This window comes from Rufibacter immobilis (assembly GCF_003721565.1).
Classification (GTDB): domain Bacteria; phylum Bacteroidota; class Bacteroidia; order Cytophagales; family Hymenobacteraceae; genus Nibribacter; species Nibribacter immobilis.
On sequence record NZ_RJJE01000003.1, the window covers coordinates 39469 to 65522 of the forward strand.

Annotated in this window: 23 protein-coding genes; 9 read left to right on the top strand and 14 right to left on the bottom strand. The window is 53.6% G+C overall.

The genetic code is table 11. The features are described 5' to 3' along the window. Positions 1 to 92: 92 nt before the first annotated feature. Together EFA69_RS05140 and EFA69_RS05145 are read right to left on the bottom strand one after the other, a co-directional pair. The gene (locus EFA69_RS05140) at positions 93 to 1586 is read right to left on the bottom strand and encodes a peptide MFS transporter (protein WP_123132033.1); all 1494 of its coding nucleotides are present in this window, start codon (positions 1584 to 1586) and stop codon (positions 93 to 95) included. A 320-nt stretch (positions 1587 to 1906) separates the two neighbouring features. Continuing rightward, positions 1907 to 2590 carry a hypothetical protein gene (locus EFA69_RS05145; protein ID WP_123132034.1) on the bottom strand — a complete coding sequence of 228 codons (684 nt, stop codon included), beginning with the start codon at positions 2588 to 2590 and terminating at the stop codon, positions 1907 to 1909. 281 nt (positions 2591 to 2871) lie between these two features. Between EFA69_RS05145 and EFA69_RS05150 the strand changes: the two genes are divergently transcribed. Next, complete coding sequence (locus EFA69_RS05150; protein ID WP_123132035.1) at positions 2872 to 3354, top strand: phospholipase D-like domain-containing protein; 483 nt, start codon at positions 2872 to 2874, stop codon at positions 3352 to 3354. Positions 3355 to 3382: 28 nt separating this feature from the next. Here the strand turns inward: EFA69_RS05150 and EFA69_RS05155 are convergent, their stop codons facing one another. Further along, the gene (locus EFA69_RS05155) at positions 3383 to 3766 is read right to left on the bottom strand and encodes a hypothetical protein (protein ID WP_123132036.1); all 384 of its coding nucleotides are present in this window, start codon (positions 3764 to 3766) and stop codon (positions 3383 to 3385) included. A 62-nt stretch (positions 3767 to 3828) separates the two neighbouring features. Beyond that, a complete protein-coding gene (locus tag EFA69_RS05160) occupies positions 3829 to 4173 on the bottom strand; it encodes a hypothetical protein (RefSeq protein ID WP_123132037.1) in 345 nt (114 codons plus the stop codon). 531 nt (positions 4174 to 4704) lie between these two features. Between EFA69_RS05160 and EFA69_RS05165 the strand changes: the two genes are divergently transcribed. Together EFA69_RS05165 and EFA69_RS05170 are read left to right on the top strand one after the other, a co-directional pair. After that, positions 4705 to 5652 (top strand): isoaspartyl peptidase/L-asparaginase family protein, encoded by a 948-nt coding sequence (locus EFA69_RS05165; RefSeq protein ID WP_123132038.1) that lies wholly within the window; start codon positions 4705 to 4707, stop codon positions 5650 to 5652. A 230-nt stretch (positions 5653 to 5882) separates the two neighbouring features. After that, entirely contained in the window at positions 5883 to 7121 is a 1239-nt protein-coding gene (locus EFA69_RS05170) for an aminotransferase class V-fold PLP-dependent enzyme (RefSeq protein ID WP_183906697.1), read from the top strand. A gap of 115 nt (positions 7122 to 7236) precedes the next feature. Here the strand turns inward: EFA69_RS05170 and EFA69_RS05175 are convergent, their stop codons facing one another. Further along, positions 7237 to 7536: a hypothetical protein gene (locus tag EFA69_RS05175; RefSeq protein ID WP_123132040.1), complete on the bottom strand. Its 300-nt coding sequence runs from the start codon at positions 7534 to 7536 to the stop codon at positions 7237 to 7239. Between the two features lie 286 nt (positions 7537 to 7822). Here EFA69_RS05175 and nhaA point away from each other — a divergent pair, with 286 nt between their 5' ends. Continuing rightward, positions 7823 to 9010 (top strand): Na+/H+ antiporter NhaA, encoded by a 1188-nt coding sequence (gene nhaA, locus EFA69_RS05180; RefSeq protein ID WP_123132041.1) that lies wholly within the window; start codon positions 7823 to 7825, stop codon positions 9008 to 9010. 163 nt (positions 9011 to 9173) lie between these two features. Here the strand turns inward: nhaA and EFA69_RS05185 are convergent, their stop codons facing one another. Beyond that, complete coding sequence (locus EFA69_RS05185; protein ID WP_183906698.1) at positions 9174 to 10247, bottom strand: chemotaxis protein CheB; 1074 nt, start codon at positions 10245 to 10247, stop codon at positions 9174 to 9176. Positions 10248 to 10517: 270 nt separating this feature from the next. On the opposite strand from EFA69_RS05185, the gene EFA69_RS05190 reads away from it, so the two are divergent. Together EFA69_RS05190 and EFA69_RS05195 are read left to right on the top strand one after the other, a co-directional pair. Continuing rightward, positions 10518 to 13490: a CheR family methyltransferase gene (locus EFA69_RS05190; RefSeq protein ID WP_123132043.1), complete on the top strand. Its 2973-nt coding sequence runs from the start codon at positions 10518 to 10520 to the stop codon at positions 13488 to 13490. A gap of 243 nt (positions 13491 to 13733) precedes the next feature. Further along, on the top strand, positions 13734 to 16817 hold the full coding sequence (locus tag EFA69_RS05195; protein WP_123132044.1) for a PAS domain-containing sensor histidine kinase: 3084 nt from the start codon (positions 13734 to 13736) through the stop codon (positions 16815 to 16817). Positions 16818 to 17045: 228 nt separating this feature from the next. Here EFA69_RS05195 and EFA69_RS05200 read toward each other — a convergent pair whose 3' ends face one another. Together EFA69_RS05200 and EFA69_RS05205 are read right to left on the bottom strand one after the other, a co-directional pair. Further along, positions 17046 to 17381 carry an STAS domain-containing protein gene (locus tag EFA69_RS05200; RefSeq protein ID WP_123132045.1) on the bottom strand — a complete coding sequence of 112 codons (336 nt, stop codon included), beginning with the start codon at positions 17379 to 17381 and terminating at the stop codon, positions 17046 to 17048. Between the two features lie 47 nt (positions 17382 to 17428). After that, positions 17429 to 17788, bottom strand: a complete 360-nt coding sequence (locus EFA69_RS05205; protein WP_123132046.1) for an STAS domain-containing protein — start codon at positions 17786 to 17788, stop codon at positions 17429 to 17431. 269 nt (positions 17789 to 18057) lie between these two features. Here EFA69_RS05205 and EFA69_RS05210 point away from each other — a divergent pair, with 269 nt between their 5' ends. After that, positions 18058 to 18711 carry a response regulator gene (locus tag EFA69_RS05210; protein WP_123132047.1) on the top strand — a complete coding sequence of 218 codons (654 nt, stop codon included), beginning with the start codon at positions 18058 to 18060 and terminating at the stop codon, positions 18709 to 18711. Positions 18712 to 18864: 153 nt separating this feature from the next. Here EFA69_RS05210 and EFA69_RS05215 read toward each other — a convergent pair whose 3' ends face one another. Next, positions 18865 to 19059, bottom strand: coding sequence for a hypothetical protein (locus EFA69_RS05215; RefSeq protein ID WP_123132048.1), 195 nt, complete (start codon positions 19057 to 19059; stop codon positions 18865 to 18867). A gap of 400 nt (positions 19060 to 19459) precedes the next feature. Here EFA69_RS05215 and EFA69_RS05220 point away from each other — a divergent pair, with 400 nt between their 5' ends. Continuing rightward, positions 19460 to 20455 carry a cation diffusion facilitator family transporter gene (locus tag EFA69_RS05220; RefSeq protein ID WP_123132049.1) on the top strand — a complete coding sequence of 332 codons (996 nt, stop codon included), beginning with the start codon at positions 19460 to 19462 and terminating at the stop codon, positions 20453 to 20455. Positions 20456 to 20655: 200 nt separating this feature from the next. On the opposite strand, the gene EFA69_RS05225 is transcribed toward EFA69_RS05220, so the two are convergent. After that, a complete protein-coding gene (locus EFA69_RS05225) occupies positions 20656 to 21759 on the bottom strand; it encodes an endonuclease/exonuclease/phosphatase family protein (RefSeq protein WP_183906699.1) in 1104 nt (367 codons plus the stop codon). A 609-nt stretch (positions 21760 to 22368) separates the two neighbouring features. Further along, complete coding sequence (locus EFA69_RS05230) at positions 22369 to 23472, bottom strand: PA0069 family radical SAM protein (RefSeq protein ID WP_123132051.1); 1104 nt, start codon at positions 23470 to 23472, stop codon at positions 22369 to 22371. 290 nt (positions 23473 to 23762) lie between these two features. Between EFA69_RS05230 and EFA69_RS05235 the strand changes: the two genes are divergently transcribed. Continuing rightward, entirely contained in the window at positions 23763 to 24194 is a 432-nt protein-coding gene (locus EFA69_RS05235) for a hypothetical protein (protein WP_123132052.1), read from the top strand. Positions 24195 to 24304: 110 nt separating this feature from the next. On the opposite strand, the gene EFA69_RS05240 is transcribed toward EFA69_RS05235, so the two are convergent. The 3 genes from EFA69_RS05240 to EFA69_RS05250 are packed head-to-tail and all read right to left on the bottom strand — an operon-like array spanning position 24305 to position 25779. Continuing rightward, a complete protein-coding gene (locus tag EFA69_RS05240) occupies positions 24305 to 24706 on the bottom strand; it encodes a c-type cytochrome (protein WP_123132053.1) in 402 nt (133 codons plus the stop codon). 3 nt (positions 24707 to 24709) lie between these two features. Continuing rightward, a complete protein-coding gene (locus EFA69_RS05245; protein WP_123132054.1) occupies positions 24710 to 25357 on the bottom strand; it encodes an SCO family protein in 648 nt (215 codons plus the stop codon). Then, the gene (locus EFA69_RS05250; protein ID WP_123132055.1) at positions 25354 to 25779 is read right to left on the bottom strand and encodes a hypothetical protein; all 426 of its coding nucleotides are present in this window, start codon (positions 25777 to 25779) and stop codon (positions 25354 to 25356) included. The genes EFA69_RS05245 and EFA69_RS05250 overlap by 4 nt, the downstream gene beginning before the upstream one ends. Positions 25780 to 26054: the final 275 nt, after the last annotated feature.

Consider the following 26054-nt stretch of genomic DNA (forward strand, 5'->3'; position numbering starts at 1 on the left):
GCTGTTTTTGGAAAAACAGCCCCTAAACGCAAACGCTTTACCAGAAAAGGCGCAGAAAACTGCCTTCACCTCCTAAAAATGAAAAACCTGGCTTAACGCACCTCGCCCATCAGTTTTCTGATGAAGAAGCCCAGGCAGAGCAAGGCCACCCCTATAGCCCACGACCAAAGCCCGATCTGGTTCAGGATGTTGGCGTAGAAAGGCAGCGAAAGCACCGGGTTGTCCACCACGTGCGCAGGTACGCTCATGAGCGCCCCTATCTTGCTGGCCAGGTATTCGCCCACGGCGCTGGCGAAAAACCAGATTCCCATCATGAGCGCCACAATTTTGGCCGGCGACAGCTTGGTAATCATGGAAAGGCCAATAGGCGAAAGGCAGAGCTCGCCGCAGATGATAAAGAAATACCCCGCCACAAAGGTGTACAGCGGAATTAAGCCGGAGGCCTGGCTGGCGGCGCAGCCCAGGTAGAAGACGTAAAACCCGATGCCCATGAGCACAAACGAAAGCCCGAATTTGCTGGGCGTGTTGGGTTCTATGCCCCGGCTGTTCAGGAAAGGCCACAGCCGGGAGAACAGGAAGCTGAGGGCAATGACCCAGGCGGGCGGCAGGAAATTGTTCACGGCCAAGGCGGGCAAGGCTATCCCGGCCACGTGCATGTCTACATTGCGCATGGCAAACAGGTTGAGCGCCCCGGCATTCTGCTCATAGAACGCCCAGAACAAGGTGGAGGAAATGGTTAGGATTAAGGCGGCAAACAGCTTATTGCGCACCTCGGCCTCCATCCTGAACGCAAACGTGAGGATGTACACCACAGAGATACCCCCCAACCCGAACATAATGTAGTCCATGAGTTCATAACGGTGGAAGAGCGCCACAATGAGCGGAATCACCACCAGCGTGGCCGCGTAGATCACCACTTCTTTGCTTATGCCCGCCACCAGGGGCTTTCTGAGATCTACGGGGTTAGGCGGCAAGCCCCGGTGCTGCAAAGATTTCCGGCCCAGCGCAAACACCACCAGCCCCAGAATCATGAACAGCCCGGCCAACCCAAACCCATAGTGCCAGTCAATCTGCTGCCCCACGTACCCGCAGAGCAGCCCCCCCATGGCCGCGCCAATGTTGATGCCCATGTAGAAGATAGAGAAAGCACTGTCTTTGCGCGGATCATTGTCGGCGTAGAGGGTGCCCACCAGGCTGGAGATGTTGGGTTTGAAGAAACCGTTTCCGCAGATGATGAAGGCCATGCCGTAGAAAAAGCTCCAGTCCTGCGGCAGGGCCAGCACCAGGTGCCCAATGGTCATGAGCACCCCACCAAACAGCACGGCTTTGCGCGCGCCCAGAAAGCGGTCGCTCATCATGCCGCCAAACATGGGCATGGTGTACACCAGCGCGGCGTAGGAACCCAGAATGGCGTACCCTTTGGGTTCATCAAATTTGAGTTCAGAAACCATGTAGGCCAGCAGCAGGGCTTTCATGCCGTAGAACGAGAAGCGCTCCCACATCTCGGTGAAGAACAGCATGTAAAGCTGCCGGGGGTGTCCGGTAGCGGCCGGCGCCTCCGGAATCTGTGGTTCAGTTAAATCCATAGCAGGTGCTAAACAGAAGGTTGTTTCAATGTTGACCTTACAAGGTAAGCGATAATGCCCACATTTGGCGCAGCGCCCATCAATTCTGTTTAGGGCCTGTTTCAGGAAAAAGAGCCGCTAAACCCGCGCACTTCGCATTAAGCGTAAACTATCCGCTCATGCGATTGCTCTTCCCAAAAGTCGCGGGGCCCCGCGGATGGCTCTGACCGGAAAGAATCACCACGAAAAAGCCTCCTTCCGTTTAGGGGCTGTTTTTGTGAAAACAGCCCCTAAACGGAAGGAGGCGGTAAGCCTTTACGGCTACTGATTAAAGATCGTTCTTAATTCCGAAGCTGCGCGAGCTGCTGTTTCAGTTCTTCTACCTTATTGGCTTCAGACTGCTGCTCACGCTTGAGTTTGAGTTCCTTTTCGCGGGCCAGCTGCTTGTGGGCCTTGAATTCCTCCGTGAGTTCCTCATACGCCGCTATTTTCTCCTGCGTCACTTTGTTGCTGTTCTTGTACATGACCGCGAAGATACCGGCCACCGCGCCCAGGGCCAAGATGATGCCCAGGCTCAGGAGCACGTACACCTGCTTGTCCATGTCCAGCCCCAGCACCGACAGGCTGGCCACGTCATGCGCCCCCTGCTGGATCTGCTTCTCTTTCTGGGCGTTCACTTCCTGCAACACCTGCACCTGCGTCTTCTGGTCAGAGAGTTCTTTCTGGGTTTTGGCCAGGGCGGCGGCAGTTTCTTTGGCGGCGTTTTTAATGCTCTGCTGGCGGGCCTTGAGCGTGTCCTGCACGTTCTGGAAGAATGCGTCCAGGCTGCTGAGTTTGACCACTTTGTGCGGCTGGTTGTACTGCATTTGGGTAGAAGACCGGTACTTGAGCGAGCTAAACTGCTGCTGTAAGGTATACACCCGGTTTTTGGCAGGAGCAGGAGCAGGAGCTGCGGCTGGGGTCTGCGCCAAACCAGAGGAGAGCACTAAAACAGCCAGGACGAGGGAAAGGAAAGTGGCTTTCATACGCGAATGAGTAAGAGTAAATTTTACCTGTGACTGATAAAATTAAGGATTTCCGGAATAGGGCGAAAGCGAAAACGTCTTTACCTGTTTCTCAGGTCGGTTTTCTTCTGCTTAACCGCCTTACTAACGCCCCGCTTCTGCGTTTAGCGCCTTATTTTGGAAAAAGAGCCCCTAAACGCAGAGGAGGCATGGAATATTGAAAACATCATGCAGGGAACCCTGCCCGCTCCAACCCCGGCAGGCCATTGGCCTTTCAAGCATTTTTAGATACCTTGCCCGCTATGGCATTCAAACTTCCGTTCTTCTCCTCGGCGGCCACGCTCCCGTGCGGCGCCTATTTCAGCCCCGGCGACACCTGCCTGCACGCCATTCTACAGAGCCTGCAAGCGGCCAGGAAATCACTGAAGATCTGCGTTTTCACTATCTCAGATGACCGCATCACCGCCGAGATTCTGGCGGCCCACCGGCGGGGCGTGAACATCCAACTCCTCACCGACAACGAGAAGCTCTTTGACAAAGGCTCAGACATAAAGCAACTGGCCCACGCGGGTATTCCCGTCAAGATAGACAACACGGCCAACCACATGCACCACAAATTTGCCATCATAGACCAGAAATACGTTCTCACGGGCTCCTACAACTGGACCCGCAGCGCCGCCTTGTACAACCATGAGAATGTGCTGGTTACCGCAGACAGCAAAGTGGTGGCGGGTTACTGCAAAGAATTCAACCGTCTGTGGCAGGAAATGACGGTTTTCAGGTAGGAGCCGCCCAACCGCAGGGCGATGGTGCTTAGCGGGCGTTGGCTCGTTTAGGCGCTTGGGGCGTCAGTTGGTGCAGTTTCAGTTTTACCAGATACTCGCCAAAAAGGGCGTTGCCGTAGGTGGTGCAGTTATCCAGGATAATGCCTTTGGTGCCGTCTGGTGCTACCACGGTGTATAAGACCGCCACGTGGAAGGCGCCGCCGCATTGCTGAAACCGCTGGCAGTGTTCCATCTGGAGCTCATCTGGGGTGTACAGGGCTTGGGTTTCCTGGCAGGTCCAGCCGTTGGGGCAACACGTGAAGGTGTGGGTATACCCCTGCTGGCCAAAAAATGCCAAGGCCTCGTCTACGTCTTTGAACTGTTCCAATCCCATGGTGCTGCTTTCCTCCTGTTCTTCTTCTTGAAGAGGCATCTGCGCGCCTCATCCCACTGCCATACATCTGGTTCTGGTCAAATTTGCCTGGGCAGATGCACCTAAGACACCATGACCAGTTGGTAAGCGTCTTTGAGCTCATCTACCACCGTAAAAACGGAATCTAGTTTGAGTAGCCGCAGCAGTTGCCGTTGCTGGGTACTCAGGTGCATCAGGGTGATGCTGGCCTTTGAGTTTCTGAGCAAAAGCAACTGGTTCACGAAGTGGCAAAACCCATAGTCTTTGATACACTCCAGATCAGTGCAGTCAATCCAGAGCCGGTACTCCTGGTGCAGGTTCCGGGGGCTCTGGAAGCGCCGGAACAGCCGGTGGTCGGCGGCATCTACGTTGCCCTGCAGCAGAATAATCTGCTTATCCCCTATTTTCTCTGTGATGATTCTCTGCATATGTGGTTGTTCTTATAGCTGGCTGCCTGTCCACCAGCCCCTGGTGTTGTCCTCCTTCCCTAGCCGCCAGGCAAGGGTGCACCTGAGCCTGTTGCCCAGCAACGGAAGCCTAACCCAGGAAGCCATATATTTAGGATGAAGGACCATCATGTTTGTTTCTTAACCGGGAGAACAGACCACTTGCCCTGCTTGGCACAGCCTGCAATAATCCAATTCAGGGCCTCCCGCTGCAGTATACATACGTTTATCATCCCCCGGTAAGTGCCGGAACAAACACTGCTTTTATGAAGATAAAACACTGATTTTAGCTTTCATCACCCCCACCTCTTCAGGTTATCGCCCACCGGCAGAAGCTTTTAAGTATTTACACTTCATTACTGGCTTCTACACGTTGCCCGCTCCTTTAAAAAAGAACATCAGTAAAAGTCCTATTTACATTACCGTATTTCCCCGCTTAACAGAACCTACGGCAGCCCGTACACACAAGCACTTCGGCCCAGTGAGGCCGGGAGCTAACCAAACCATATCATCATGGAAAAGAAGTGGGTGATCGCCATTCACGGCGGCGCCGAAAACCAGAGCCGTGAAGACTTAAGTGAATCTAAACAGGCCGCCTATGAACAGGGACTGGAGAACGCCCTCATGGCCGGCTGGCATATCCTCAAAGAGGGAGGCAGCGCCATAGACGCCGTGGAGGCCGCCGTGAGGAGCATGGAAAACAACCCGCTGTTCAACGCCGGCAAGGGCGGCAGCCTCTCAGAAGACGAGAGCAATGAGTTTGACGCCGCCATCATGGACGGCAAAACCATGCAGGCCGGTGCCGTGGCGGGCGTTAAGCACGTGAAACACCCTATTACGCTGGCCAAAACCATTATGCAGCAGTCTAAGCACGTACTGCTCTGCGCCACCGGGGCCGAGGAATTTGCCAAAAGTCAGGGCCTGGAAATGAAACCCGATGGCTATTTTAAGACTGAGGAAAAGGAAAAAGATCTGAAAGAGGCTCAAAAAGAAGAAGAGACCAAAGGCAATGATACCGTTGGGGCCGTTGCCCTGGACATGCACGGCAACCTGGCCGCGGCCACCTCTACCGGCGGCTTGGTGAACCAGCACCCCGGCCGGGTGGGCGACACTCCTATCATTGGCGCGGGCACCTATGCCAATAATGAGGTCTGCGCCGTTTCCTGCACCGGCGACGGCGAAGGTATTCTGCGGGCCAATGTGGCCCATGAAGTCTATGCCCTTATGAAGTACAAAGGCCTTTCGCTCAAAGAAGCCTCCAGCCAGGCCATGTCCATCTACAAAGACCGCATAGAAGGCGACCGCAACTTCATAGCCCTAGACCCAGAAGGCAACGTGGAGTTCAGTTTTGAGACCAGCCTCATGTTCAGGGCCTGCAAACGGCAGGATGACCCCGCGTACATTGCCATGTGGCGGGAAGAATCTACCATCAATGACCCAGAAGTGCAGTTAAGCAAATAACTCAGAGGAGACAGAAACTCCTGACAGTGGTTCCCTGAGTACGCACCTCCCCCTGAGTGCTAGCCGTGTTTGCGTTTAGGGCCTCTTTTCCCAAAAAGAGGCCCTAAACGCAAATGCAGGCACTGCCAGAAAATGAACGCCGGGCCCGGCACCACTGGAGCAGTTTCAAGATAATCTTTACTGCGTACACCCGGCCGCTACACAGGACACAGACAAACAGCAAAAAGCCTATGCAGACAAAAGAGAAAGACAGCACTACGCGGCAGCAAACGGATTGGGCAAACGTTAAGGCGCAGTTTAACCTGAGCAAAGAGTACATTCACCTGGCTTCCTCGCAGTTTATCGCCTCGCACCCCAAACCTGTAAGGAAAACCATTGCCCGGCACCGGCGGGCGCTCAACCAGAACCCGGTGCAGTACACCGAAGAGTATGAAGACCAGTTCATGCAGGAGGCCCGCGAAGCCGCCGCCCGCTATCTGGGTCACCCAGAACCCAATGACATCGCCCTCACTGACAGCACCACCATGGGCCTGGGCACCATCTACTCGGGCTTTAAGCTGCAGAAGCACCATGAGATCCTGACCACCGAGCACGACCATTACTCGCACCATGAGGCAATCAGGATGGCCACGCACCGCGCCGGGGCTACGTTCAGAAGGGTACCCATGTACCAGAAGTTGCAGGAAGTGACGCAGGAAGAAATGGTGGCCGCCGTGGTGCAGGGCATTTCTGAGCAGACGCGCATTGTGGGCATTACCTGGGTTCACTCCAGCACCGGCCTTAAAACCCCGGTGCCGCAAATTGCCCAGGCCATTGCCAGACTAAACCAACACCGCGACGAGGAAAATAAAGTGCTGCTGCTGATAGACGGGGTGCACGGCTTCGGGATTGAGCTGGAAACCTTTGAGGAACTGGGCTGCGACTATTTCATCTCGGGGTGCCACAAATGGCTGTACGGCCCCCGCGGCACCGGGCTTATTGCCGCCACCTCTGCCGCCTGGCAACACGTACTGCCCTTGATCCCCAGCTTCACCGATGTGATGGACAGAGTCATTGCCGAAGAAAACCGCCCCGAACGCATGGACGGGAAACAGATGACCCCGGGTGGTTTCCACTCCCTGGAGAACCGCTGGGCGCTAGCCTCGGCGTTTAGGTTCATAGAAGCTATTGGCAAAGAGCAGGTGTATGAGCGGGTACACGCCCTTAACCGCCTCTGCAAAGAAGGTATGGCCGCCATGCCCCACGTTACGCTGCACACCCCGCTAGACGATGCGCTTTCGGCGGGGATTATCGCTTTTGAGGTGGAAGGCATGGAAACCGAGGATGTGGTGAAGCGCCTGCTGGAGAAGAAGATTGTCTGCACCGCCGCCCCCTACCTCACCAGTTACGCCCGCTTCACGCCCGGCATCTACAATACTCCAGAAGAGGTGACCAAAGTTTTAGAGGCGGTAAATTCCCTCAAAGCCTGAAAATCCGCACAAGCCCCCTCTGCGGGGCTGCGAATAAAAAATGCGTTTAGGGGCTGTTTTCTCAAAAACGGCCCCTAAACGCATTACAGGTATTTATCTTATCTTTATAGCTAAATCAGGATCTTCGGCCGAGGGAAGGCGGAATCGTGCCCGAGAGCAGGTACAGAGGCAGACTGGGGTTCTGCGCTTCGGCTATCCCGGTCTTGGTGATGTAGTAGTACTGGTTCCCCATGAGGCCTTTGCTGCTGAGCAAGTACCCGTGGCTTTCCAGCACCCGGCAGCAGGCCAACACCCGCTCCAACGGCATCTCCATTCCCTGACTTACCGTTACCGGCGACACCGGCAAATGCACCGGCGATTTATCTCCCTTCACCAGGCCGTAAATGGCTTTCAGCACTTTTTCTTCCTCACGCATACCCTTCCCATTTTATTTCTACCGTTTAACGACTCCTTTCCCATTAGGTTGTATTTATACGGTAAGTTTTAGCGTATTTTTCACCCGCCGGCCCCGGCAGACGCTCACGCTTTCATTTATAACTATTTCCATCCCAACTATTTATCCATTCTTCCCTATGGCTCAAAAACTAAGGCCGGCGTGCGGCGCTTTTCGCAGCACATGAAATTTAAAGGTATCACTATGGGCAAAGACTGCGTTAGATATAGGAAACAAACTATTTACGAACCTCTCTATCCCTGTGCTTATGATCAGAATCAACCTACGTTCTTTCCGTGATTTCTTTAGTTCCGCCTCTGCCGGCGGCATTATCCTTATCATCTGTCTGGTGGTTTCGCTCGCTGTTGCCAACTCACCGTTGGGGCCGGGGTTTGAACAGTTTCTGGCGCGGGAAGTGGGGTATAGTTCTGAACACCTGGCCTTGCGGTACCCAATTCTGCTGTGGGTGAACGATGGGCTCATGGCCATTTTCTTTCTGCTGGTGGGGCTGGAAATTAAGCGCGAGCTGGTGGAAGGCGAACTGTCTTCCTTTGGGAAAGCGGCCCTGCCGGTGTTTGCGGCCATAGGCGGCATGCTGGTTCCGGCCGGCATCTACGCCCTCATGAACCAGGGCACCGACGTGGCCAGTGGCTGGGGAATTCCCATGGCCACTGATATTGCCTTCGCCATTGGTATTCTGTCTTTGCTGGGGAGCCGGGTGCCGCTCTCGCTCAAGGTATTTCTCACGGCGCTGGCCATTGTAGATGATTTGGGCGCCATTCTGGTTATTGCCGTTTTCTACTCCACAGAGATGCACCTCTCTTACCTGCTGTACGCGGCGGGCGTGTTTGCGCTTTTGCTGGTCTTTAACCGCCTGGGCGTGAAAAACATAGTCTTGTACCTGGTGCCGGGGGTGTTTATGTGGTACTTCATTCACCACTCCGGGGTGCACGCCACCATTGCCGGGGTACTCACAGCCTTAACCCTGCCCACCACGCCGGGGGCAGAGGAATCGCCGCTGGAGAAACTGGAGCACGCGCTCACCAAACCCGTCAATTTCCTCATCATGCCCATCTTTGCGCTGGTGAACACCAACATCGCCTTTGAGGCGGGCATGGTAGAGGGGCTGTTCAGTGGGTTGGGCATGGGCATTGTGCTGGGTTTGTTTGTGGGCAAACCGCTGGGCATCATGCTGCTCTCGTGGCTGTCTGTGAAGGCGGGCATCAGTTCTCTGCCCCAGGGCGTGGCCTGGAAGCAGGTGCTGGGGCTGAGTCTGCTGGCCGGCATTGGGTTTACCATGTCCATCTTTGTGGCGCTGCTGTCTTTTGACAACCCCGCGTACCAGACCGAAGCCAAATTCTCTATTCTGGTAGCCTCCTTCCTCTCGGGTCTGGCCGGGTACATCCTGTTGCGGCTTTTCGCCAAGTGGTCCATTGCCCCGCAGGTGCAGGTGTAAGGCAGGGAGAGGACATTTGCGTTTAGGGGCTGTTTTTGGAAAAAGAGCCCCTAAACGCAAATGCCCTACCTCCACCAGGGGTTTACTGCCTTGGCCGATGGCAGGGCGGCGGAACAAAAAACCGGTTTGGGCCTGATTCTGGAAAAAGGGCCGCTAAACGCGCTTAGGCCCGCTCCGCTTCTGGCTCGTCTCCCTGCTGGTGGTCCAGGTTTTTGGCGTTGGCGTTGGCCAGCAACAGCTTCCGGATGCGCTCAATGTGGACTTTGAGTTCTTCGGCGCGTTCTTCCTGGGTGCTGGCCCAGTACTGGCTGCCGCACTTGCGGTCTTGGTCGGCCATGGAGCTGAGCATGGTGCGGCGTTCCTCCAGCATGCGCAAGGCTACCCACATGGTTTCCTCCAGGGCCTCCATGTTGCCAATCAGGTAACTTTCTGGGGTGAAGGTGTGCCCGGCGTGGCAGCGCAAATGCCCCAGATGCCCGTTCTTCACTTCCCAGAGGGCGCCGCCGCAGTCTGGGCAGGTAAGCGGCACCTGAGGGCCCATCACCCCCATGTCTTCTGAGTGGCCGTTGCCGTTGGTCATGATGCGCTCGGCAATGGTGGCTTCGTACTTGATGTCTTCGGGCACCTTGTGGTCTGTAGAGGCGGACACCGAAACCAATTCCTGCAGCAGCACCCCCATTTCGCCCACGGGCACCGCGTAGTCCACCTCCATTTCATTCATCACGCTCTGGGGCATGTCGGGGTACTCGGCCTCGGCGGGTAGTTGCACCATGGTGAGACCGCCGCTGCGCTTCACGGCCTGCATGCCCACGGTGCCGTCCTGCAACATGCCCGTGAGGATGATGCCAATGACCCGGGAATCGTAGGCCGCGGCCGACGAACGGAACAAAGGGTCAATGGCTGGCCTGAACAGGTTCTCCCGCGGCCCTTTGGTGACCAGCATGCGGCCGCGGCCCAAGAGCAGATGGTGGTCTTGGGGGCAGAAATACACATGGCCGGGCTCAAAGGCTTTTTCATGTTCGGCTACTTCACAGACCAGTTCGGTATGGCGGTTGAGGCGGTCTACCAGCACATGGGCATTGGAGTTGCGCGCCAGGTGCTGTACAATAAAGATTGAGGCAGGCAAATCTGAGGGCAGTTGCTCCAGTAGTTTCACCAGAACGCTCATGCCTCCGGCCGAAGTGCCTATGACCACAATGTCGTGGTGGTTGGTTATAGAGGTGGGAGTTGGTCGCATTAGGCAATTGTACGGGCGACGGCGGAAAACAGCCAGCCCGCTCCCGGCAATTTTGAGGCGGCACCAGAAACCCGGGAATAAACAACAGCTCTGTAGCGTATTTGTACGGCATTTCCACCTCCAGGACTCCTGTAAGCTACAGGCAGGCCCAAAATTTTGTAAATTGGGCTTAGCGGGTGTGTACCTTTGCAAGGGAATTGTCCATACCAGGGAAAGGCTGCTGTACACGCAGCCTTTAACGTTTACCTTTACACCTAACAACGCCTCTACATGGGAGAAAAAAAACATGAGTCAGTTTCCGGTGCCCCAGAACGCCCGGCCTCTGCTGCCCCGCTCCTTCCCGGCCACGCGGCCAAAGGAAAGCCGGGAGGCTTTTGGGTGGTGGGCATAGGCGGCTCGGCGGGCTCATTGGAAGCCTATGAGGCATTTTTCCAGAACGTACCGCTCAACCCGGGAATGGCTTTTGTGGTGGTGCCCCACCTGGCACCTGAATACAAGAGCAACATGGCCGATATTTTGCAGCGGCACACCCACATGCCCGTGGTGGAGGTAGAAGACCGGCTGGCCCTGGAACCCAACAAAGTGTACGTGGTGTCGCCGCAGCAGGAAACGGAGCTGGAGAACGGCTTTTTCAGGTTGCACCCGCCTACCTTGCCGGCTGGGCAGCGCCTGCCCGTAGATTACTTTTTCCGGAGCCTGGCCCGTGACCTAAAGGAACGGGCGGTGGGCGTGATCCTCTCCGGGGTGGGCACAGACGGCAGCCTGGGCATCAAAGCCATTGTGGAGAATTACGGCATTGTAGCGGTGCAGGAACCCGAGACAGCTTTGTTTGACAACATGCCCCGCAGCGCCCTCAAAACAGACCTGGTAGATTACGTGCTTCCGCCGGAGGCCATCCCAGACAAGCTGGTGAGCATTGCCAAAATGCCTATCCAGCAGGGCCGCCCGCTGCCAGACAGCAAAAAATCTGAGCAGACACTGCAAAAGATCTTTTCCCTTATCAGGCACCAGACCGAGCATGATTTCTCCCAGTACAAGCGCAATACCATTTTTAGGCGCATGGAGCGGCGCATGAACCTGCACCAGATCAAACAGTTTAGCCAATACGCGAGCTACCTGCAAGACAGCCCCGCCGAGGTGGAGCTGCTGTTCAAGGAGTTTCTCATTGGCGTAACCCGCTTCTTCAGAGACGTGGAGCCGTTTGAGCTGATCAAGACCAGGTTTCTGCCCCAACTGCTGCAGGAGAAAAAAGAGGGCGACACCGTGCGCGTGTGGGTGGCCGGCTGCTCTACCGGTGAAGAAGCCTACTCCCTTGCCATTCTGCTGCTGGAGTGCATTGAGCAAAACCCAGAGATACAGCACCTCAAGGTCCAGATCTTTGCCTCAGACATTGACCCCAACGCCATTGAGCGCGCCCGCCTGGGCTACTACCCAGAGAATATTGCCGCCGACGTTTCCCTGGAGCGCCTGAAGCGGTATTTTGTGAAACAGGAAAACCAGTACCAAGTACGCAAGGAGCTGCGCGAGAAGATTGTGTTTGCCGTGCACAACATTAACCGCGACGCCCCCTTCACTAAACTGGATCTGCTCAGTTGCCGCAATCTGCTCATTTACCTGTCTCAGGATTTACAGCGCAAGGTGTTTCCGGTGTTCCATTATTCCTTAAACCCCAGCGGTATTCTATTACTGGGTTCTTCAGAAACCATTGGGGGCTATCCAGACCTGTTCAGCCCGCTGGACACCAAGTGGAAAATCTACCAGCGCAGTGAATCGGCGGTGCCGCTTTCGCGCCTGGATTTCCCTTTTTCCTATTCCACCACAGAACCCATTAAAAATTTGCCAGATCCAGACATCACTTTGAAACGAGAATCCACCATGTCTACGGCGGTAAACCGGATCATGCTAGATCAGTTTGCCCCGCCCTCTGTCATCATCAATGGCAAAGGCGATATTTTTTACATACATGGCCGCACAGGCCGCTACCTGGAGCCGGCCCAGGGCCAGGCCAAGCTCAACATCTTTGACATGGCCCGCGAGGGGTTAACCTATGAACTGAGCAGCGCCATCCACAAAGCCAACCTGCTGCGGGAGGTGGTTACCGTAGAGAACGTGCAGGTGCGCAACGAGGTAGGCACCCAAACCATACGGCTCATGGTAAAACCCCTCACCGAGCCGGAGATTGTGAAGAACTTCCTGATGGTGGTGTTTGAGGAAATACCCAACCAGAAGAAGAAAGCGCGCAGAACCAAGGCCAGCAAAGAAGAGAACGCCCAGAAAGACGACATTATCTCCCAATTGGAGGCAGAGCTCCAGTTCACCAAGCAGCGCCTGCAAACCACCGTGGAGGAAATGCACTCTTCCCTGGAAGAGCTCAAGTCTACCAATGAGGAGTTGCAGAGCGCCAATGAGGAGCTGCAAAGCACCAATGAGGAGTCTATGACCAACAAAGAGGAAATGCAGTCTATGAACGAAGAGCTCATGACCATTAACCTCCAGTACCAGACCAAGACCGAGGAGCTGGTGAACTCCAACAATGACATGAAGAACCTGCTGGACAGCACAGAGATAGCCACTATCTTCCTGGACCAGCACAACAACATCAAAAACTTCACGCCGCAGGCCACCCAGATCTTCAACCTCATTAGGTCAGACATTGGGCGCTCCATTACCCACATTGCCTCCAACCTCAAGTACCCAGACATTACCAAAGACGTGAAAGAGGTGCTGGAACGGCTGCGCACCAAAGAAGTACACCTCCAGACCGCAGATGAAAGGCACTGGTATTCTATGCGCATTATGCCGTACCGCACGGTAGACAACTTTATTAACGGTGCCGTGATCACGTTCACCAACATTACGGCCTATAAAGAAATGGAGACCGGCCTGGAAGCCACCAACCTGTACGCCTCTGCCCTCATTGACCTCATGCCTGAACCCCTCCTTGTGCTGGACCACCTCATGCGAGTAGAGAAAGCCAGCCAGGCGTTCATAGACACGTTCAGACTTATACCTGAGCAGATAAAGGGGCAATGGCTCTACCACCTGGGCAACGGCCAATGGGACATACCCGCCCTGCATGACGTAATGGAACAGGTGCTGCTGGAAGGCCAGAACGTGCAGGACTTTCAACTGGAACACAACTTTGCAGGGCTAGGCCACCGCAGAATGCGCCTGAACACCCGCCGCGTTGCGTATAATGACAACAAGACCTTTAGAATTCTGCTAACCATGGAGGTACTGTAAGCCTTTTCGCATTATAAGAAGAGTAAACAGGCAGCAAAGCAACTTCAGGCGTGACCTAAATTAAGGGCAACAGGCAAAACAGACGCAGTGCACCAGGGAACCGGAGCCAGACCGGGGCGTTTAGCGGCTCTTTTTCTGAAAACAGGGCCAAACTGGCGTTGGCGGCACGCGCCTTCCGCCCGCCGGTAGCCGGGCAATTGATACGTATAGCACAGGCAACAAGAGTCCAAGACGGGGTACATTATGCAAACAAACAGGAACGCATCTCCCATTGGAGAGCACCAGAACTCTAAACTGCGGGAGAAGGCAGAGAAGTTGCAGCGGCTGGTCACCGTGGAAGAGGCGGCGGGCATGTCTGCGGAGGAGGTGCGGGTCATGATTCAGGAACTGCAGATTTACCAGATTGAGCTGGAGATGCAGAACCGCCAACTGGAACAGACCGCTACAGAACTGGAACTGTCCCGCCGGCAATATGAAGAATTGTATGACTCTGCCCCGGTGGGGTACTTCACCCTAGACCAGAACGGGGTAATTGTGGAGGCCAACCTCACCGGCGCATCGCTCTTGGGGGTAACGCGGCTCAACCTGCTGGAGCGCCGGTTCAGCCAGTTCGTGCACCAGGAAAGCAGCCATGACTTTTACAACCTGTTCCTCCGGGCAAAAGAGAAAACCGTATCTCAGCGCGCAGAGATACAGATGGTTCCCCAACAGGGTAACTACATCTGCGCGCAGGTAGAGCTCCTCCAGATCCAGAAACAGGAAACGCCTCCCCTTTTCCGGCTGGTGTTCCTGGACATCACGGAGCGCAAAAAAACAGACGAAGCCCTCAAAAAGCATGAGCAGCTGCTGTCCAGCATTATTGAGAGCTCTATCAATGGCATACAGGTATTCAAAGCCGTGCGCAACAGCAAAGGCGAGATCATAGATTTTGAATGGCTGCTCATGAACCACGTGGCCGAAACGTTCATGAACACCTCCTACGAGGCGCTGCGGCACACTACCCTGGCCCAGGAGGCCCCGGAGGAAATCACCTCGGGTAGGTTTGTCCGTTACGTACAGGTAGTGGAGCAGGGCCAGCCCCAGACCTTTACCGCCCACATCAAAAAGGGCACCAAAGAGTATTGGCTCAACCTGGTGGCCGTTAAAATGGACGATGGCTTTGTGCTCACCTCTGAAGACGTGACGGAGCAACACCAGGTCCATGAGCAACTGAAGGAAAGCCAGCACCTCATGAAAACCATGGCCGAGGCCATGCCCGATTTCCTGTACGTGGAAGACCTGCAGCTGGGGCGCAACATCTATAACAACCGCAACTTTCTGGCATTTCTGGGTTATACCCCCGCCGATATCAAAGGCCACCCCCGCGAATTGCTGGACACCCTCTACCATCCTGAAGACGCTTCTCTCCTGCTTAACCGGAAAAGCCGCTGTGCCAACCTCCCCGAAGGCGAGTATCTGCAAACCCACACCCGCATAAAGGCCAAAGACGGCAGCTGGCGCAATATCCTGTTCAGAGACACCGTGTTTAAGCGCGATGCCCACGGCCAGCCCACGCAGCTGGTAGGCGTGGCCATGGACATCACTGAACGGCTGCGCAACACCCAGGAGCTCCTGAGAAAACAGGCTACCATTAACGGCCTGCTCAACAATTTGCCCATTATCCTGTGGCGCATTTCCCCTACGGGTATCATTGAGGAAGCAACCGGCCTGGGGCTAAAGTCTTTGGGGCACCAAGACCAGGATCTGGTAGGCAAGCACATGTCGGCCTTGAATCAGGGGGTTATGCCGCACATCCAGAACGTACTTACCGGCGGCAAAGCCACCTTTGTGGGCGAGCTGGAGGTGGAGGGCCAGAAGGTGTACAAGCAGAACTTCTTCCTCCATGATCCCCTCACCGGCGGCGCCATTGGGTTCTGCCTGGACGTAACCGAGCAGAAGAAAGCCGAAGCGGAAGCCAGCTGGCGCAACTACATCCTGGACCAGCTCATTCAGAAACTGCCCATGGTGCTGGCCATCTTAGACCACCAGGGCAATTACTTGGAAGTTCGCGGCGAAGGCCTCAGGAGATTGGACATCGCCGACAATGAACTGGTGGGCCAGAACCTGTTCACGCTTTTCCCAGAGCTGACAAACATGGTGGACGAGATCAAAGCGGGTAAGCCCATCAACTTCATCAAGCGCATTGACCACCAAGGCAAGCACACCCATTTCCAGAATTTCGGGCTCTTTGACCCTGCCCAGGAGTTCGGGATTGCCTTTGCCATTGACATCACAGAGCTGATAGATGCCCAGGAGGAGGTTAAGCAGGAAAAAGAGTTCTCTGAGAACCTGCTGGAGAACAGCATAGACGGCATTCTGTCTTTTGACCACCAATTCCGGATCACGGCCTGGAACAAAACCATGGAGCAGATCATGTCTGTGAAAAAGGAGCAGGCGCTGGGCACCAGTCTGGTACACCTTTTCCCGAAGGAAGTACAGGCACTGGTGCGGCTGAGTCTCAAGAAGGTTCTGCAGGGCAACCGGCTCACGGTACATGAAATACCCCACCTGCACACCAGCAAGAACTACGAGATCAATCTTTTGCCTTTCCCGCCCAGCCCAGAGCAGAAAGTAACCGGCGCGCTGGGTATTATCCATGACATCACGCTGGAGCGCCAACGCCAGCACGCCGATGTGAAAAGCCAGCTCCACCAACAGAAGTTAGTGATGAATGCCGTGCTTTCTGCCCAGGAAGAGGAACGCAAGCGCATTGCCGAAGGGCTCCACAACAGCCTGGCCCAGCTGCTGTACGCTGCCAAACTCAATCTGGAAGACCTCATCCTCAGAAAACCCATTGCAGAGCCAGACGCGGGCGTTACCCTGCAGCGCATCAATATGTTTCTGGAAGACGCCATCAAAGAAACCAGAACCCTGGCCCATGAACTGATTCCTAAAGCGTTGCAGGATTTCGGGCTCAAGGTGGCGTTAAAAGACCTGTCGCGCCGGCTCAGTACGGAGCAGTTCAACGTGCAGTGTATTGTCACGGGCTTCAACGGCCCCGCCGACAGCCTGCTGGAGACCGCCCTGTTCAGGATAGTGCAGGAACTGCTCAACAACTCCATGAAGCACGCTTTAGCCACTGAGGTGGTGGTGCAGGTGGTAGACAAGGGCACACAGATTATGGTGCGGGTAGAAGACAACGGCATAGGCATGGACACTTCCAACCCCTCCTTCAAAGGCATGGGGCTGGCCACCATCCAGAACCGGGTTAAGCACCTGCAAGGCACCATGGACATTTCCTCCGCCCCCGGCGAGGGCACCGTTGTCACCATTACGCTGGGCAAGTAACTGTCCTGCCATGGCCCAAAAAAGAAGCCCCAAACCTCTACAGGTCTGGGGCTTCTTCTATCTAATAACTTCCTCCTAAAAACGCTTAAAAAAGCAGCGCCCATTCACTTTATCAGCGGCCGGGGCTTCCGGTAACTCAGCGGCGCTGGAGATTTGCCTAATGTAAATTTTCCGCTAAACAATTAGAGGAACAGAAAGCAGAAGCATTCATAAAAACACCCGCGGCTTTTACTTCAATTGCAGGGAAGCGTCTTTTCTGGAAGGCACAATGGTCATGATGGTGTGCAGCCCCAGAAGCTCAAACACATTCTTAACGTGGCTGCTCATGCCGTACAAAACCAGATTGATTTGCCGGGCTTCCAGGGTAGCCATGTGCGAAATAAGTACCCCTAAACCCGCAGAGGAAATGTATTTTACTTCTTCAAAATCAAGCCAAAGCTGTTCTATGGGTTGAATTAGGGCCAGCTCAATTTCCCTGTCTACCTGCAGGCAAGTAGAAGCGTCCAGCTCTCCGTTCAGGTGCAGGATATAAGCATGTCCGTCTTCTTCAATGGTAATGTTCATAATATCTTTAATTTAAGAAAATACCATTGAAATACAAAGCGTTTTGGTTACTTTCTTCTGTTGTTATATTTTTTAGCTATATACGTATTTGCAGTATCCAAAGAATCCTTAATGGTCACCAAAATATTGAAGCCGGTTTTTTTAAACAGCGCCAATATTTCTTCATTTAAATTGATGACAATGAATTCACAGTTCTTTTCCTGCACCTGCTGCACGCTTGGCAACAGGAGCCTTAACCCGGCGGCGGTCACCTGGGTTACATTGGCAAAATCAAGGAGCAGGAAATGACGGTTGTACCAAATTACCCCCTCCAGCCTTTTCTGCAGAGAAGTAGCCGCCGCCTCATGAAGGACACCTGTGAGGGAAACCAGTAACCCGGCCTCTAAGAATTTGCTCTGGATCTCCATAGTTTCCCATCTACTTTACCTTCGTTTAAAATAATTTTACAGCACCCTTTTCTATAAAAGAAGCTTACACAAAACTACAAAAGCCGTTTCCTTTTATGGAATGAATTAATACGTAAACTTGCCGTGTAATCTGGCGTAAATACTGAATTTAGTTCTTTAGATTATATTTTCAATTTCGCCTGAACTTTCACTTACCGTTTACATGTATAATAATACTATCTTGCGCAGTCTGCACTTAGTACTAATACACTACTATCAATAAAACTAAGATGATAAAAGTAATTTTGGTTGATGATCATACTTTGATCAGAGATGGGTTGAAATCTTTGCTTAAATCTGAGAAAACGATCCAGATTGTGGGAGAGGCCGAGAACGGACAACAATTGCTGGAACTTCTGGAAACTACTACCCCAGACGTAATCATGCTGGACCTGAACATGCCCATCATGGATGGTTTTGAGACGCTGGGGCACCTGCAGCAGAAACACCCTAACGCCAAAGTCCTCATCCTGACCATGCTGGACCAAGAAAGCTATGTACACAAAGTGCGGTCATCTGGGGCAATGGGCTATGTGCTTAAAACCGCCGGCCGAGATGAACTGGTGCACGCCATCAAAACCGTGGCCAATGACAACTCCTTTATCTGCTCAGAAGTGGCCCTCAGACTCCTGAACCGGGTAAACTCTGAAGGTACCACCGTTTCTGAAAGCAATCTCAAAAGAAACAACCCTGAACTCTCCAAGCGCGAACTGGAGGTGCTGCGCCTTATTGCCGAAGGCTACACCAACGCCGAGATTGCAGACAAACTCTTTGCCAGCAAGCGCACCATAGAGTCGCACCGCCAGCACCTCATTGAGAAGACCAAAGCCCGCAACACGGCCACCCTCATCAAGTACGCCCTTCAGCAAGGCCTTATTGACTAAAGAAATTTTCTTCTCCCCCAAAGCCGAAGGTCCCGTTTAGGGGCTGTTTTTGAAAAAACAGCCCCTAAACGGGACCTTCGGCTTTTTACGGGTTACGCAGAGAAAAACCGTCCTCCCGGTGGGGAAGATGGCAAATGACTAAAAATCAGAAATCTATTTCTTTAAAGCAGGCAGCTTAAATACCTCTTTGCCCTTTGCCTGAGGGGCTTGGATGTACTGCTGTCGTAAATCTTGCAGCCTTGCCAACGCATCATTGATGCTACCGGTATCTACTGGTAAAAGCACGCTGTTTTTCAGTAATTTCTCAATAGGCTTGCCCGCCACCGCCTTTTTAACAGAAGAATTCATAAGAGTACCTACAGGCTGTAAAGTTTATTCATGTACCGACAGCGAAATTAATTGTTAATCACGCGCACTCCAATAGTGCCTTATATGATTGTTCTAATGAATTTGTTGCATTTAATTTTAATTTTTATCTTTACTTAACTCTAAGGCACACTGTTATGCATTTCACGTTCGGTTTTCTGTTTTTCTTCCTGGGTTTGCTGGCCTCTCTGGTCTCCTGGCTGCTGGCGCTTATTTTCGGGTAAGCGTGTAGGCGACGGCACTGCGGGCTGTCTGGCATAAGAATCTGCTTCTTCTCACAAAACTTCGGGCGCGCCCTGCCTTCTGGTGAAAAAAGCCGTATTTTTGCGCCCCTTTTGCCTCTCTTCCGTTTGATAGGCAAGGTTCCATTAGCAGCTTACCCATGCCCACCCACACAAAGGCGGTTTCCTCTACACGCATCATGGCCCTCATGCTGGGGCTGGCCCTGGTTCTGTTGAGCGTGAAGTTTGGCGCCTATTTTCTCACCAACTCCAACGCCATTCTCACCGATGCGCTGGAATCCATCATCAATTTTGTAACGGGCGGGGTGGCGCTGTACAGTGTTTATCTGGCGGCCAAGCCCAAAGACCTGGACCACCCATACGGGCACGGCAAGATTGAGCTCATCTCCTCTGGCCTGGAAGGCGCTCTTATCTCCCTGGCGGGCATTGCCATCATGGTAAAGTCTGTGTACAACCTGCTTTACCCCCAGCCCATCCAGAAGATGGATTTAGGGATTCTGCTCACGCTCGTTACCGGGGCGGTGAATTACGCCGCAGGCAGATATTTAGTGCGCCGAGGCACGCAGGAACATTCGCTCACCATCATCGCCAACGGCAAGCACCTTCTGTCTGACGCCTACTCCAGCCTGGGGCTGGTGATTGGCCTGGGCTGCATTTACTTCACCAATATCCTCTGGCTAGACTCTGTGGTGGCCATCATCTTCGGGTCTTTCATTACCTACACCGGCTACGGCATTGTGCGCCATTCCATCTCCGGGGTTATGGACGAGGCCGACCTCCAGCTCATGGACCGCATCATTACCGTCCTGAACCAGCGCCGCCGCGAAAACTGGATAGACCTCCACAACCTGCGTGTGATCAAGTACGGGAGCCAACTGCACATAGACTGCCACCTTACCCTGCCCTGGTACTTCAACCTACAGGAGTCGCATAAGGAGGTGGAGATTCTGCAGGAGATCATCACGCAGGAAATGGGCGACGTGGTAGAGCTCTTCGTACACTTGGACCCCTGCCTGCCCCCCGCCAGCTGCCGCCTCTGCACCAAATCTGATTGCCGGTTGCGCGAACATGAATTTGTGGGCCGCGTGGAATGGACTCTGGACAACGTGAGCGAGAACCAGAAACACAGCCTGTAATCAGGTATTTCATGGGCCCTTGCATCGGCTTCTTTCACTACTCTGTACGGGTGGCGCCCCACTTCACACCGTTGCGTTTAGGGGCTGTTTTTGGAAAAACAGCCCCTAAACGCAACGGTGTTTTACCAAGATTGAGTTTCCGGAGGAACAACCAGAGAAACGGGGAGCCCCAGCCCTTCATCCCGAGAATATACCATTCTTTATCTTTTTGCCTGGGCGGGCTTCAACCACAGATCGCTCACAATGGCGTAATGGTCTGACAGGTTCTGCCGGATGGTACGGTAGCCGGACCCTACCATGCGGGGATCATGGAGGAGGTAATCAATGCGCAGCACGGAGAACAAACCGTTGTAGGTATTGCCCAGCCCCCAGCCGCTTTCCACAAACGCATCTTTCAAGCCTTTGCTAATTCTATTATACGTGAACGAGGCGGGCGGGTCATTGAAGTCGCCGCAGACAATGACGGGGTAGGGAGAGTTTTTGATGTGGTCAGACACCACCTTCACCTGCCCGGCCCGCTTCATGGCGCCCACCTGTAGGCGCCGGATAATGTTGCGCGAGGCGGTTATCTTTTCATCATTGGAGGGTTTGGCGTTGGGGTTGCCCAGGAACTCATAGTCTTCGCGTTTGAACCGGTTAGACTGGAAGTGCACGTTGTACACCCGTACCGTGTCCTGGCCTATTTTCAGGTCGGTGAAGATGCAGAGGTTGTTCGTTTCCTCATGAAAGAGGATGTTGCCTTTGCCCACCACGGGGTAGGTACTAAAGGTGGCAATGCCCCAGTGGTCACTGTTGCGCAATGTCTCTGTGTAGGCCACATGCAGGTTCTTGGCCTTTTGCAGATGGAGCAGGGTATCCAGGTTGTTTCGGCCGGGTTTGGAAGAGGTGTAGAACTCCTGGAAACAGAGGATATCGGGCGTTTCGTCCTGCACCATCTTAAAGATTTTGTCGCGGGTTTTAGGGTTGCCGGTCCAGTTGTAGAGGTCAAACAACCGGGCGTTGAAACTAAGCACCCGCAGCTTCTGGGCCTGGGCAGGCACCTCGTTTTTGAAGAGGTTCAACTGCACCTGTGAGCGCAGGTTATCAAACCCTATGAGCACGGCAAACAGCGAAAGGAACAGAGCCCGGCTCTTGATCAGGAGCCAGTACAGAATGAACAGCAGGTTCACGAGCAGCAGGCCCGGGAACGCCAACGCCATTAAACTGGCCAGCCAGAAAGAGCTGGGGTTGATGTACGAGGAGACATGGGAAAGAAGCAACAAGGCCGCCACACCTACGTTCAAAAACACAATGAATTTAAACAAGAAGCTTCTTTTGATTTTCTTCCCAGCCACAGCGCTTGTATGAGTTAGGGTGTTCCCCATGCCTAAAGATACAAAGACCCGCCCTGTTTTGAAAAAATTCTATGGAAAGAAGAAAGGGCAAAGAATAGCCTGACCACCCCTTCACAACCCTTCTGGCAGCTGTCCGTACAAAAGACTCCTTTCCGCTTGCCTTCCACTGCCAGCCCCCGCAGCGCTCCCTTTTGCACTTAAAGCAATATTTAAAATAATCCAATTTATTCTATTGGACTGAAATGATTTATATATCAAAGCTAACCTTATTACATTAACTGTGGAACGTACATTGGGGGCGTTCTTATATACCTATGACCTTCCAAAGTCCCCCCTTAGTTTACCAGCAGAAACCAACAACAGATTCCTTTCTTTCTTCCGCCAATTAGGTTCTACCTCCTCTATGCACTTACCGCAAGCAGATAGATATTGCCAAGGATTCTAATACACTGACAAGCTGTCACACCAAACAAAGCTCAGACCTATTAACCAGCTAATTGCAACGGTTCACTTAAAGTAAAAATTATAACTGTGTGCTTAGACATTGCCCAATCTGGAGTGGAAATGGCAAAATTAGGACTAGAACATGGAAAGCTGTTTCCCAGATTTGGGAGTGAAGGCTGTGAGATCATAGGGCGGCATGCTTCGGCCTTTGAAATGCTTCTGCAAAAAGAGCTTGAACATGGATCTGATGGTTTCGGCCCATCTCCCCTCCCCTGCCATCCTTCTCCCAAATTGGCTATCATTGAGGTTACCACCGTGGCAGGAGCGTATTTGGTTCAGCACCTTATTGGCCCGGTCTGGGAAGGCTTTGTGAATCCAGTCTTCAAAGGTCTCGCCCACCGCCCCGTTCAGCCGCACAATGGTGTACGCCGCAGACAAGGCTCCCGCGGCAGCGGAGGCCGCCAGAATAGCCGGCACTTCCTGGTCGTTGAGCCCCGGAATAATGGGCGCCACCATCACGTTCACCGGAATACCCGCCTCAGACAAAGCCTTCACTACCTGCAACCGCTTTGCCCCGGTGGCGGTGCGGGGCTCCAGCTTCTGCCTTAGTTCCTCTTGCAGGGTAGTGATGGAAACATTGACGTGCACTAGTTGGTGCTGGTTCAGTTGGGTGAGCAAATCAAGGTCGCGCAGGATCAAGGCATTCTTGGTGATGATGCTGACCGGGTGCCGGTACTGCAACAGTACTTCCAGAAGTTGGCGGGTGATTTTCTTCTTCGCTTCTATGGGTTGGTAGCAGTCTGTGTTACCCGCCAGCATGATGGGCCGCACCACCCATTTAGGGTGCTCCAGCTGCGCCCGCAGTACCTGAGGCGCGTTCTCTTTTACAATGATCTTCTGCTCAAAATCCAGTCCGGCCCCTAGCCCCCAATAGGGGTGGGTATTGCGGGCGTAGCAATAAACACAGCCATGCTCGCAGCCCTGGTACGGGTTCATGGAATACATCAAACCCAGGTCTGGGGAGTCTACCTCGTTCACTATCGTTTTAGGGTATTCCAGGAAAAATTGAGTAACAGACTTCTGCTCCCAGGGCTCATCCAGGCCTTCCAGATGCTCTACTACATATTCGTTTTTGAGGTAAGGGTTGGTGGGGTTGTATTGGGCTCCCCTACCCTTGGCCAACTCCCTGTCTTGGAAGGGCCGGTTTCTCTGCCGGTCTTTTGAAGCGCCTGTTTCCATAGCTAAAAATATTAGCTATTTTATTATTCTGCAAGAAAAGCTATAAATTTTAGCAATAGTTATCCGGTACGTTTCTCCTCCAAAAGCCTATGCTTTTGTTTTCACCAGAGGGTAGAAACCGGCTTAAACCAGAAGGAGAGCATCAGCAGATTCCCTTAGGGCGGCGTACGTGTTTATACGTATTTTTTAATTTTTACCTTGATTATTCACAACTGAGGCAGACTAAATAAATTGCAATCTCGTAGGAAGAGGCATGTATTTATACTTCACACTTAACCTTTCACTTAGCTATGAAAATTAACGCATTAAATTGGAGTGCTGCGTGCGCTCTGGCGGCAATGATGGCTTTCTCTTCCTGCGGCGGTAGCGGCAACCAAGAAGACCAGGCCAATGGCACTACCACAGACAACACTTCAGTTGACAGTGGCACCATGAACGATGGCACCAGCACAACCACTGACATGGGTGGCGGCACAGACACCATGGGCACTACCGGCGGAGGCATGGGTACTACGGGTACTACCGCTGGCACCACCACTGGCGGTGGAACTACCGGTGGCGGAACTACCGGCACCACAGGTACTACCGGAACTACCGGAGGTGGCACCACTGGCACTACCGCTGGCGGAACTACCGGCACTACTGGTACTACCGGAACCACTGGAACCACGGGTGGCGGCACTACTGGTGGAACAACCGGCGGCGGAACCACTGGCCGTTAATCTGGCAGGCTGAGCTTTCAAGGCATCAGCCTGAGATAACAAAAAAGGAGCGCCACCCTGGCATTAGGGTCGCGCTCCTTTTTTTTAGTGCCTGTTGCCTTTTAAAACATCTACGGGCAGTTCTTCACTTGTTCCCGTATTTCGCCAAAGGATACCCGCTGCTGCGGCGACTTGAATTCTTTGTGCAGGTAGTTGATGATATTGGTAAGGTCTGCCTCCGTTAGCTGCGGATTTCCCGGCATGGCCTGGTTGTACTGCTTCCCGTTGACCAGGATAGGCCCCTGGATTCCCTTCTTGATTAGGCAAGCCAACAGATCACGGTTTTTCTCCACGTAATCTGAATTCACCAGCGGCGGAATTACCCCCCGCAGCCCTTCGCCGTTCTCCAGGTGGCAACTGGCGCAGTGGCGGCCATACAGTAACTCCCCCTCCTGGCCCCGTTCCGTAAAACAGGCCGAGAGCAGAATCCCCAAAAAACAGGCCAACAAAATACTCTTGGCAGGTAAAGACATAGGCTATTTCTCTTTCTCGGCGAGCAGCACGTCCATATCGCGCAGCAGTTTGTCTACGTCTTCGGCATTGGTGCCGTCATAATGCCCACGTATGCGGCGTTGCCCGTCCACGAGCAGGAAGGCACCGCTGTGCTCAAAGCCGCCGGGCACCGTGTTGTCTACCATGGCACTGGTAAAGTAGTGCTTCTGGGCCATGTCTAAAATAGTGTCGCGGTTGCCCGTCAGGAAATGCCAGGTGCTGCTCTTCACCCCCAGGCGCTGGGCATAGTCGCGCAGCACGGCCACGGTGTCATGGGTGGGGTCTATGGAGTGCGACAGCAGCGCCACCTTTGGGTTGTCTTTGTATTTCTCATACACCCGCAGCATCTGGCTCTTCATTTTGGGGCAGATAGACGGGCAAGACGTGAAAAAGAAATCTGCGACGTAGATTTTGCCGGCCACCGTCTGCTGGGTCACCATCTGGCTGTCCTGGTCCAGGAACGCGAAGTCTGGGATGGAATGGTACAGCGTGTCTACCTGCGGTTTGCCGTCTACGGTGGTTACCTGCGGCTCCCGGGGCCCCAGAATAGGCAGTTTCTTCTGCTCCGTTGATGAAGTACAGCCATAGGCCAAGGCCAGGCCCAACCCAATGGCTACAAATGTGTTTCTCATTTACTCGTATTTCTATAGTGGGCTTTAAGGGAATCTGCTGCCCGCAGGCTCTGCGCGATTTCCTGGCGCACCTTTTCAATTTTCACTTTCTCCTCCTCCAGGTAACGCAAGGCCTCTTCGGGAGCTTGGTCGTCTGGGTTGCGGTAGGCCCGCATCCATTGCATCATGCCTTCATCGGCGCGCGCCAGGTGGTCTATACCTGTGGTTAAACTCCGCTGCGCCAGGGTGTCCTGCACCAACACAGAGTCTTTCAGATAGGCAAGATCTTTTCTGCCAGCGTACAAGGCTCCCATTTTGGCCATGGCCGAATCATGGAGGGCCAGCACTTCCTGTTGCAGCGTATCTACTTTCTGCTGCGGCGAGGGAGAGCAGGCGCTCCCCAGCAACGCAAAGCCAAACAGCGCAAGCCGAAGGTTCTTCATGAGCGTATTCTTGATTTGGGTGCAAAGGTAGCCGCTACAGCGTTAGAACGCACGGCTTTGGCCCAGATTATGCACGGTCTTGGAGACAAGGCTCCATCTAGTTTTGGCTTTATTCTGGAAAAACGGCCGCTAAACGCAACCATAGCAAATTATAGACCTACCCTGATCTGACCACTTCTCATTCACTTATTCAGACTAGCTTCCTGGTTTTTGCCCGTTTTTGAGAAAAGAGCCGCTAAACGGCCATGCAACCGTTAGCCCGTAAAACAAAAGAG

Excerpts from the sequence above, each read along its gene's own strand:
- EFA69_RS05140 (WP_123132033.1), bottom strand. The coding sequence starts at position 1,586 with ATGGATTTAACTGAACCACAGATTCCGGAGGCGCCGGCCGCTACCGGA.
- EFA69_RS05145 (WP_123132034.1), bottom strand. The coding sequence starts at position 2,590 with ATGAAAGCCACTTTCCTTTCCCTCGTCCTGGCTGTTTTAGTGCTCTCC.
- EFA69_RS05150 (WP_123132035.1), top strand. The coding sequence starts at position 2,872 with ATGGCATTCAAACTTCCGTTCTTCTCCTCGGCGGCCACGCTCCCGTGC.
- EFA69_RS05155 (WP_123132036.1), bottom strand. The coding sequence starts at position 3,766 with ATGCCTCTTCAAGAAGAAGAACAGGAGGAAAGCAGCACCATGGGATTG.
- EFA69_RS05160 (WP_123132037.1), bottom strand. The coding sequence starts at position 4,173 with ATGCAGAGAATCATCACAGAGAAAATAGGGGATAAGCAGATTATTCTG.
- EFA69_RS05165 (WP_123132038.1), top strand. The coding sequence starts at position 4,705 with ATGGAAAAGAAGTGGGTGATCGCCATTCACGGCGGCGCCGAAAACCAG.
- EFA69_RS05170 (WP_183906697.1), top strand. The coding sequence starts at position 5,883 with ATGCAGACAAAAGAGAAAGACAGCACTACGCGGCAGCAAACGGATTGG.
- EFA69_RS05175 (WP_123132040.1), bottom strand. The coding sequence starts at position 7,536 with ATGCGTGAGGAAGAAAAAGTGCTGAAAGCCATTTACGGCCTGGTGAAG.
- nhaA (WP_123132041.1), top strand. The coding sequence starts at position 7,823 with ATGATCAGAATCAACCTACGTTCTTTCCGTGATTTCTTTAGTTCCGCC.
- EFA69_RS05185 (WP_183906698.1), bottom strand. The coding sequence starts at position 10,247 with ATGCGACCAACTCCCACCTCTATAACCAACCACCACGACATTGTGGTC.
- EFA69_RS05190 (WP_123132043.1), top strand. The coding sequence starts at position 10,518 with ATGGGAGAAAAAAAACATGAGTCAGTTTCCGGTGCCCCAGAACGCCCG.
- EFA69_RS05195 (WP_123132044.1), top strand. The coding sequence starts at position 13,734 with ATGCAAACAAACAGGAACGCATCTCCCATTGGAGAGCACCAGAACTCT.
- EFA69_RS05200 (WP_123132045.1), bottom strand. The coding sequence starts at position 17,381 with ATGAACATTACCATTGAAGAAGACGGACATGCTTATATCCTGCACCTG.
- EFA69_RS05205 (WP_123132046.1), bottom strand. The coding sequence starts at position 17,788 with ATGGAGATCCAGAGCAAATTCTTAGAGGCCGGGTTACTGGTTTCCCTC.
- EFA69_RS05210 (WP_123132047.1), top strand. The coding sequence starts at position 18,058 with ATGATAAAAGTAATTTTGGTTGATGATCATACTTTGATCAGAGATGGG.
- EFA69_RS05215 (WP_123132048.1), bottom strand. The coding sequence starts at position 19,059 with ATGAATTCTTCTGTTAAAAAGGCGGTGGCGGGCAAGCCTATTGAGAAA.
- EFA69_RS05220 (WP_123132049.1), top strand. The coding sequence starts at position 19,460 with ATGCCCACCCACACAAAGGCGGTTTCCTCTACACGCATCATGGCCCTC.
- EFA69_RS05230 (WP_123132051.1), bottom strand. The coding sequence starts at position 23,472 with ATGGAAACAGGCGCTTCAAAAGACCGGCAGAGAAACCGGCCCTTCCAA.
- EFA69_RS05235 (WP_123132052.1), top strand. The coding sequence starts at position 23,763 with ATGAAAATTAACGCATTAAATTGGAGTGCTGCGTGCGCTCTGGCGGCA.
- EFA69_RS05240 (WP_123132053.1), bottom strand. The coding sequence starts at position 24,706 with ATGTCTTTACCTGCCAAGAGTATTTTGTTGGCCTGTTTTTTGGGGATT.
- EFA69_RS05245 (WP_123132054.1), bottom strand. The coding sequence starts at position 25,357 with ATGAGAAACACATTTGTAGCCATTGGGTTGGGCCTGGCCTTGGCCTAT.
- EFA69_RS05250 (WP_123132055.1), bottom strand. The coding sequence starts at position 25,779 with ATGAAGAACCTTCGGCTTGCGCTGTTTGGCTTTGCGTTGCTGGGGAGC.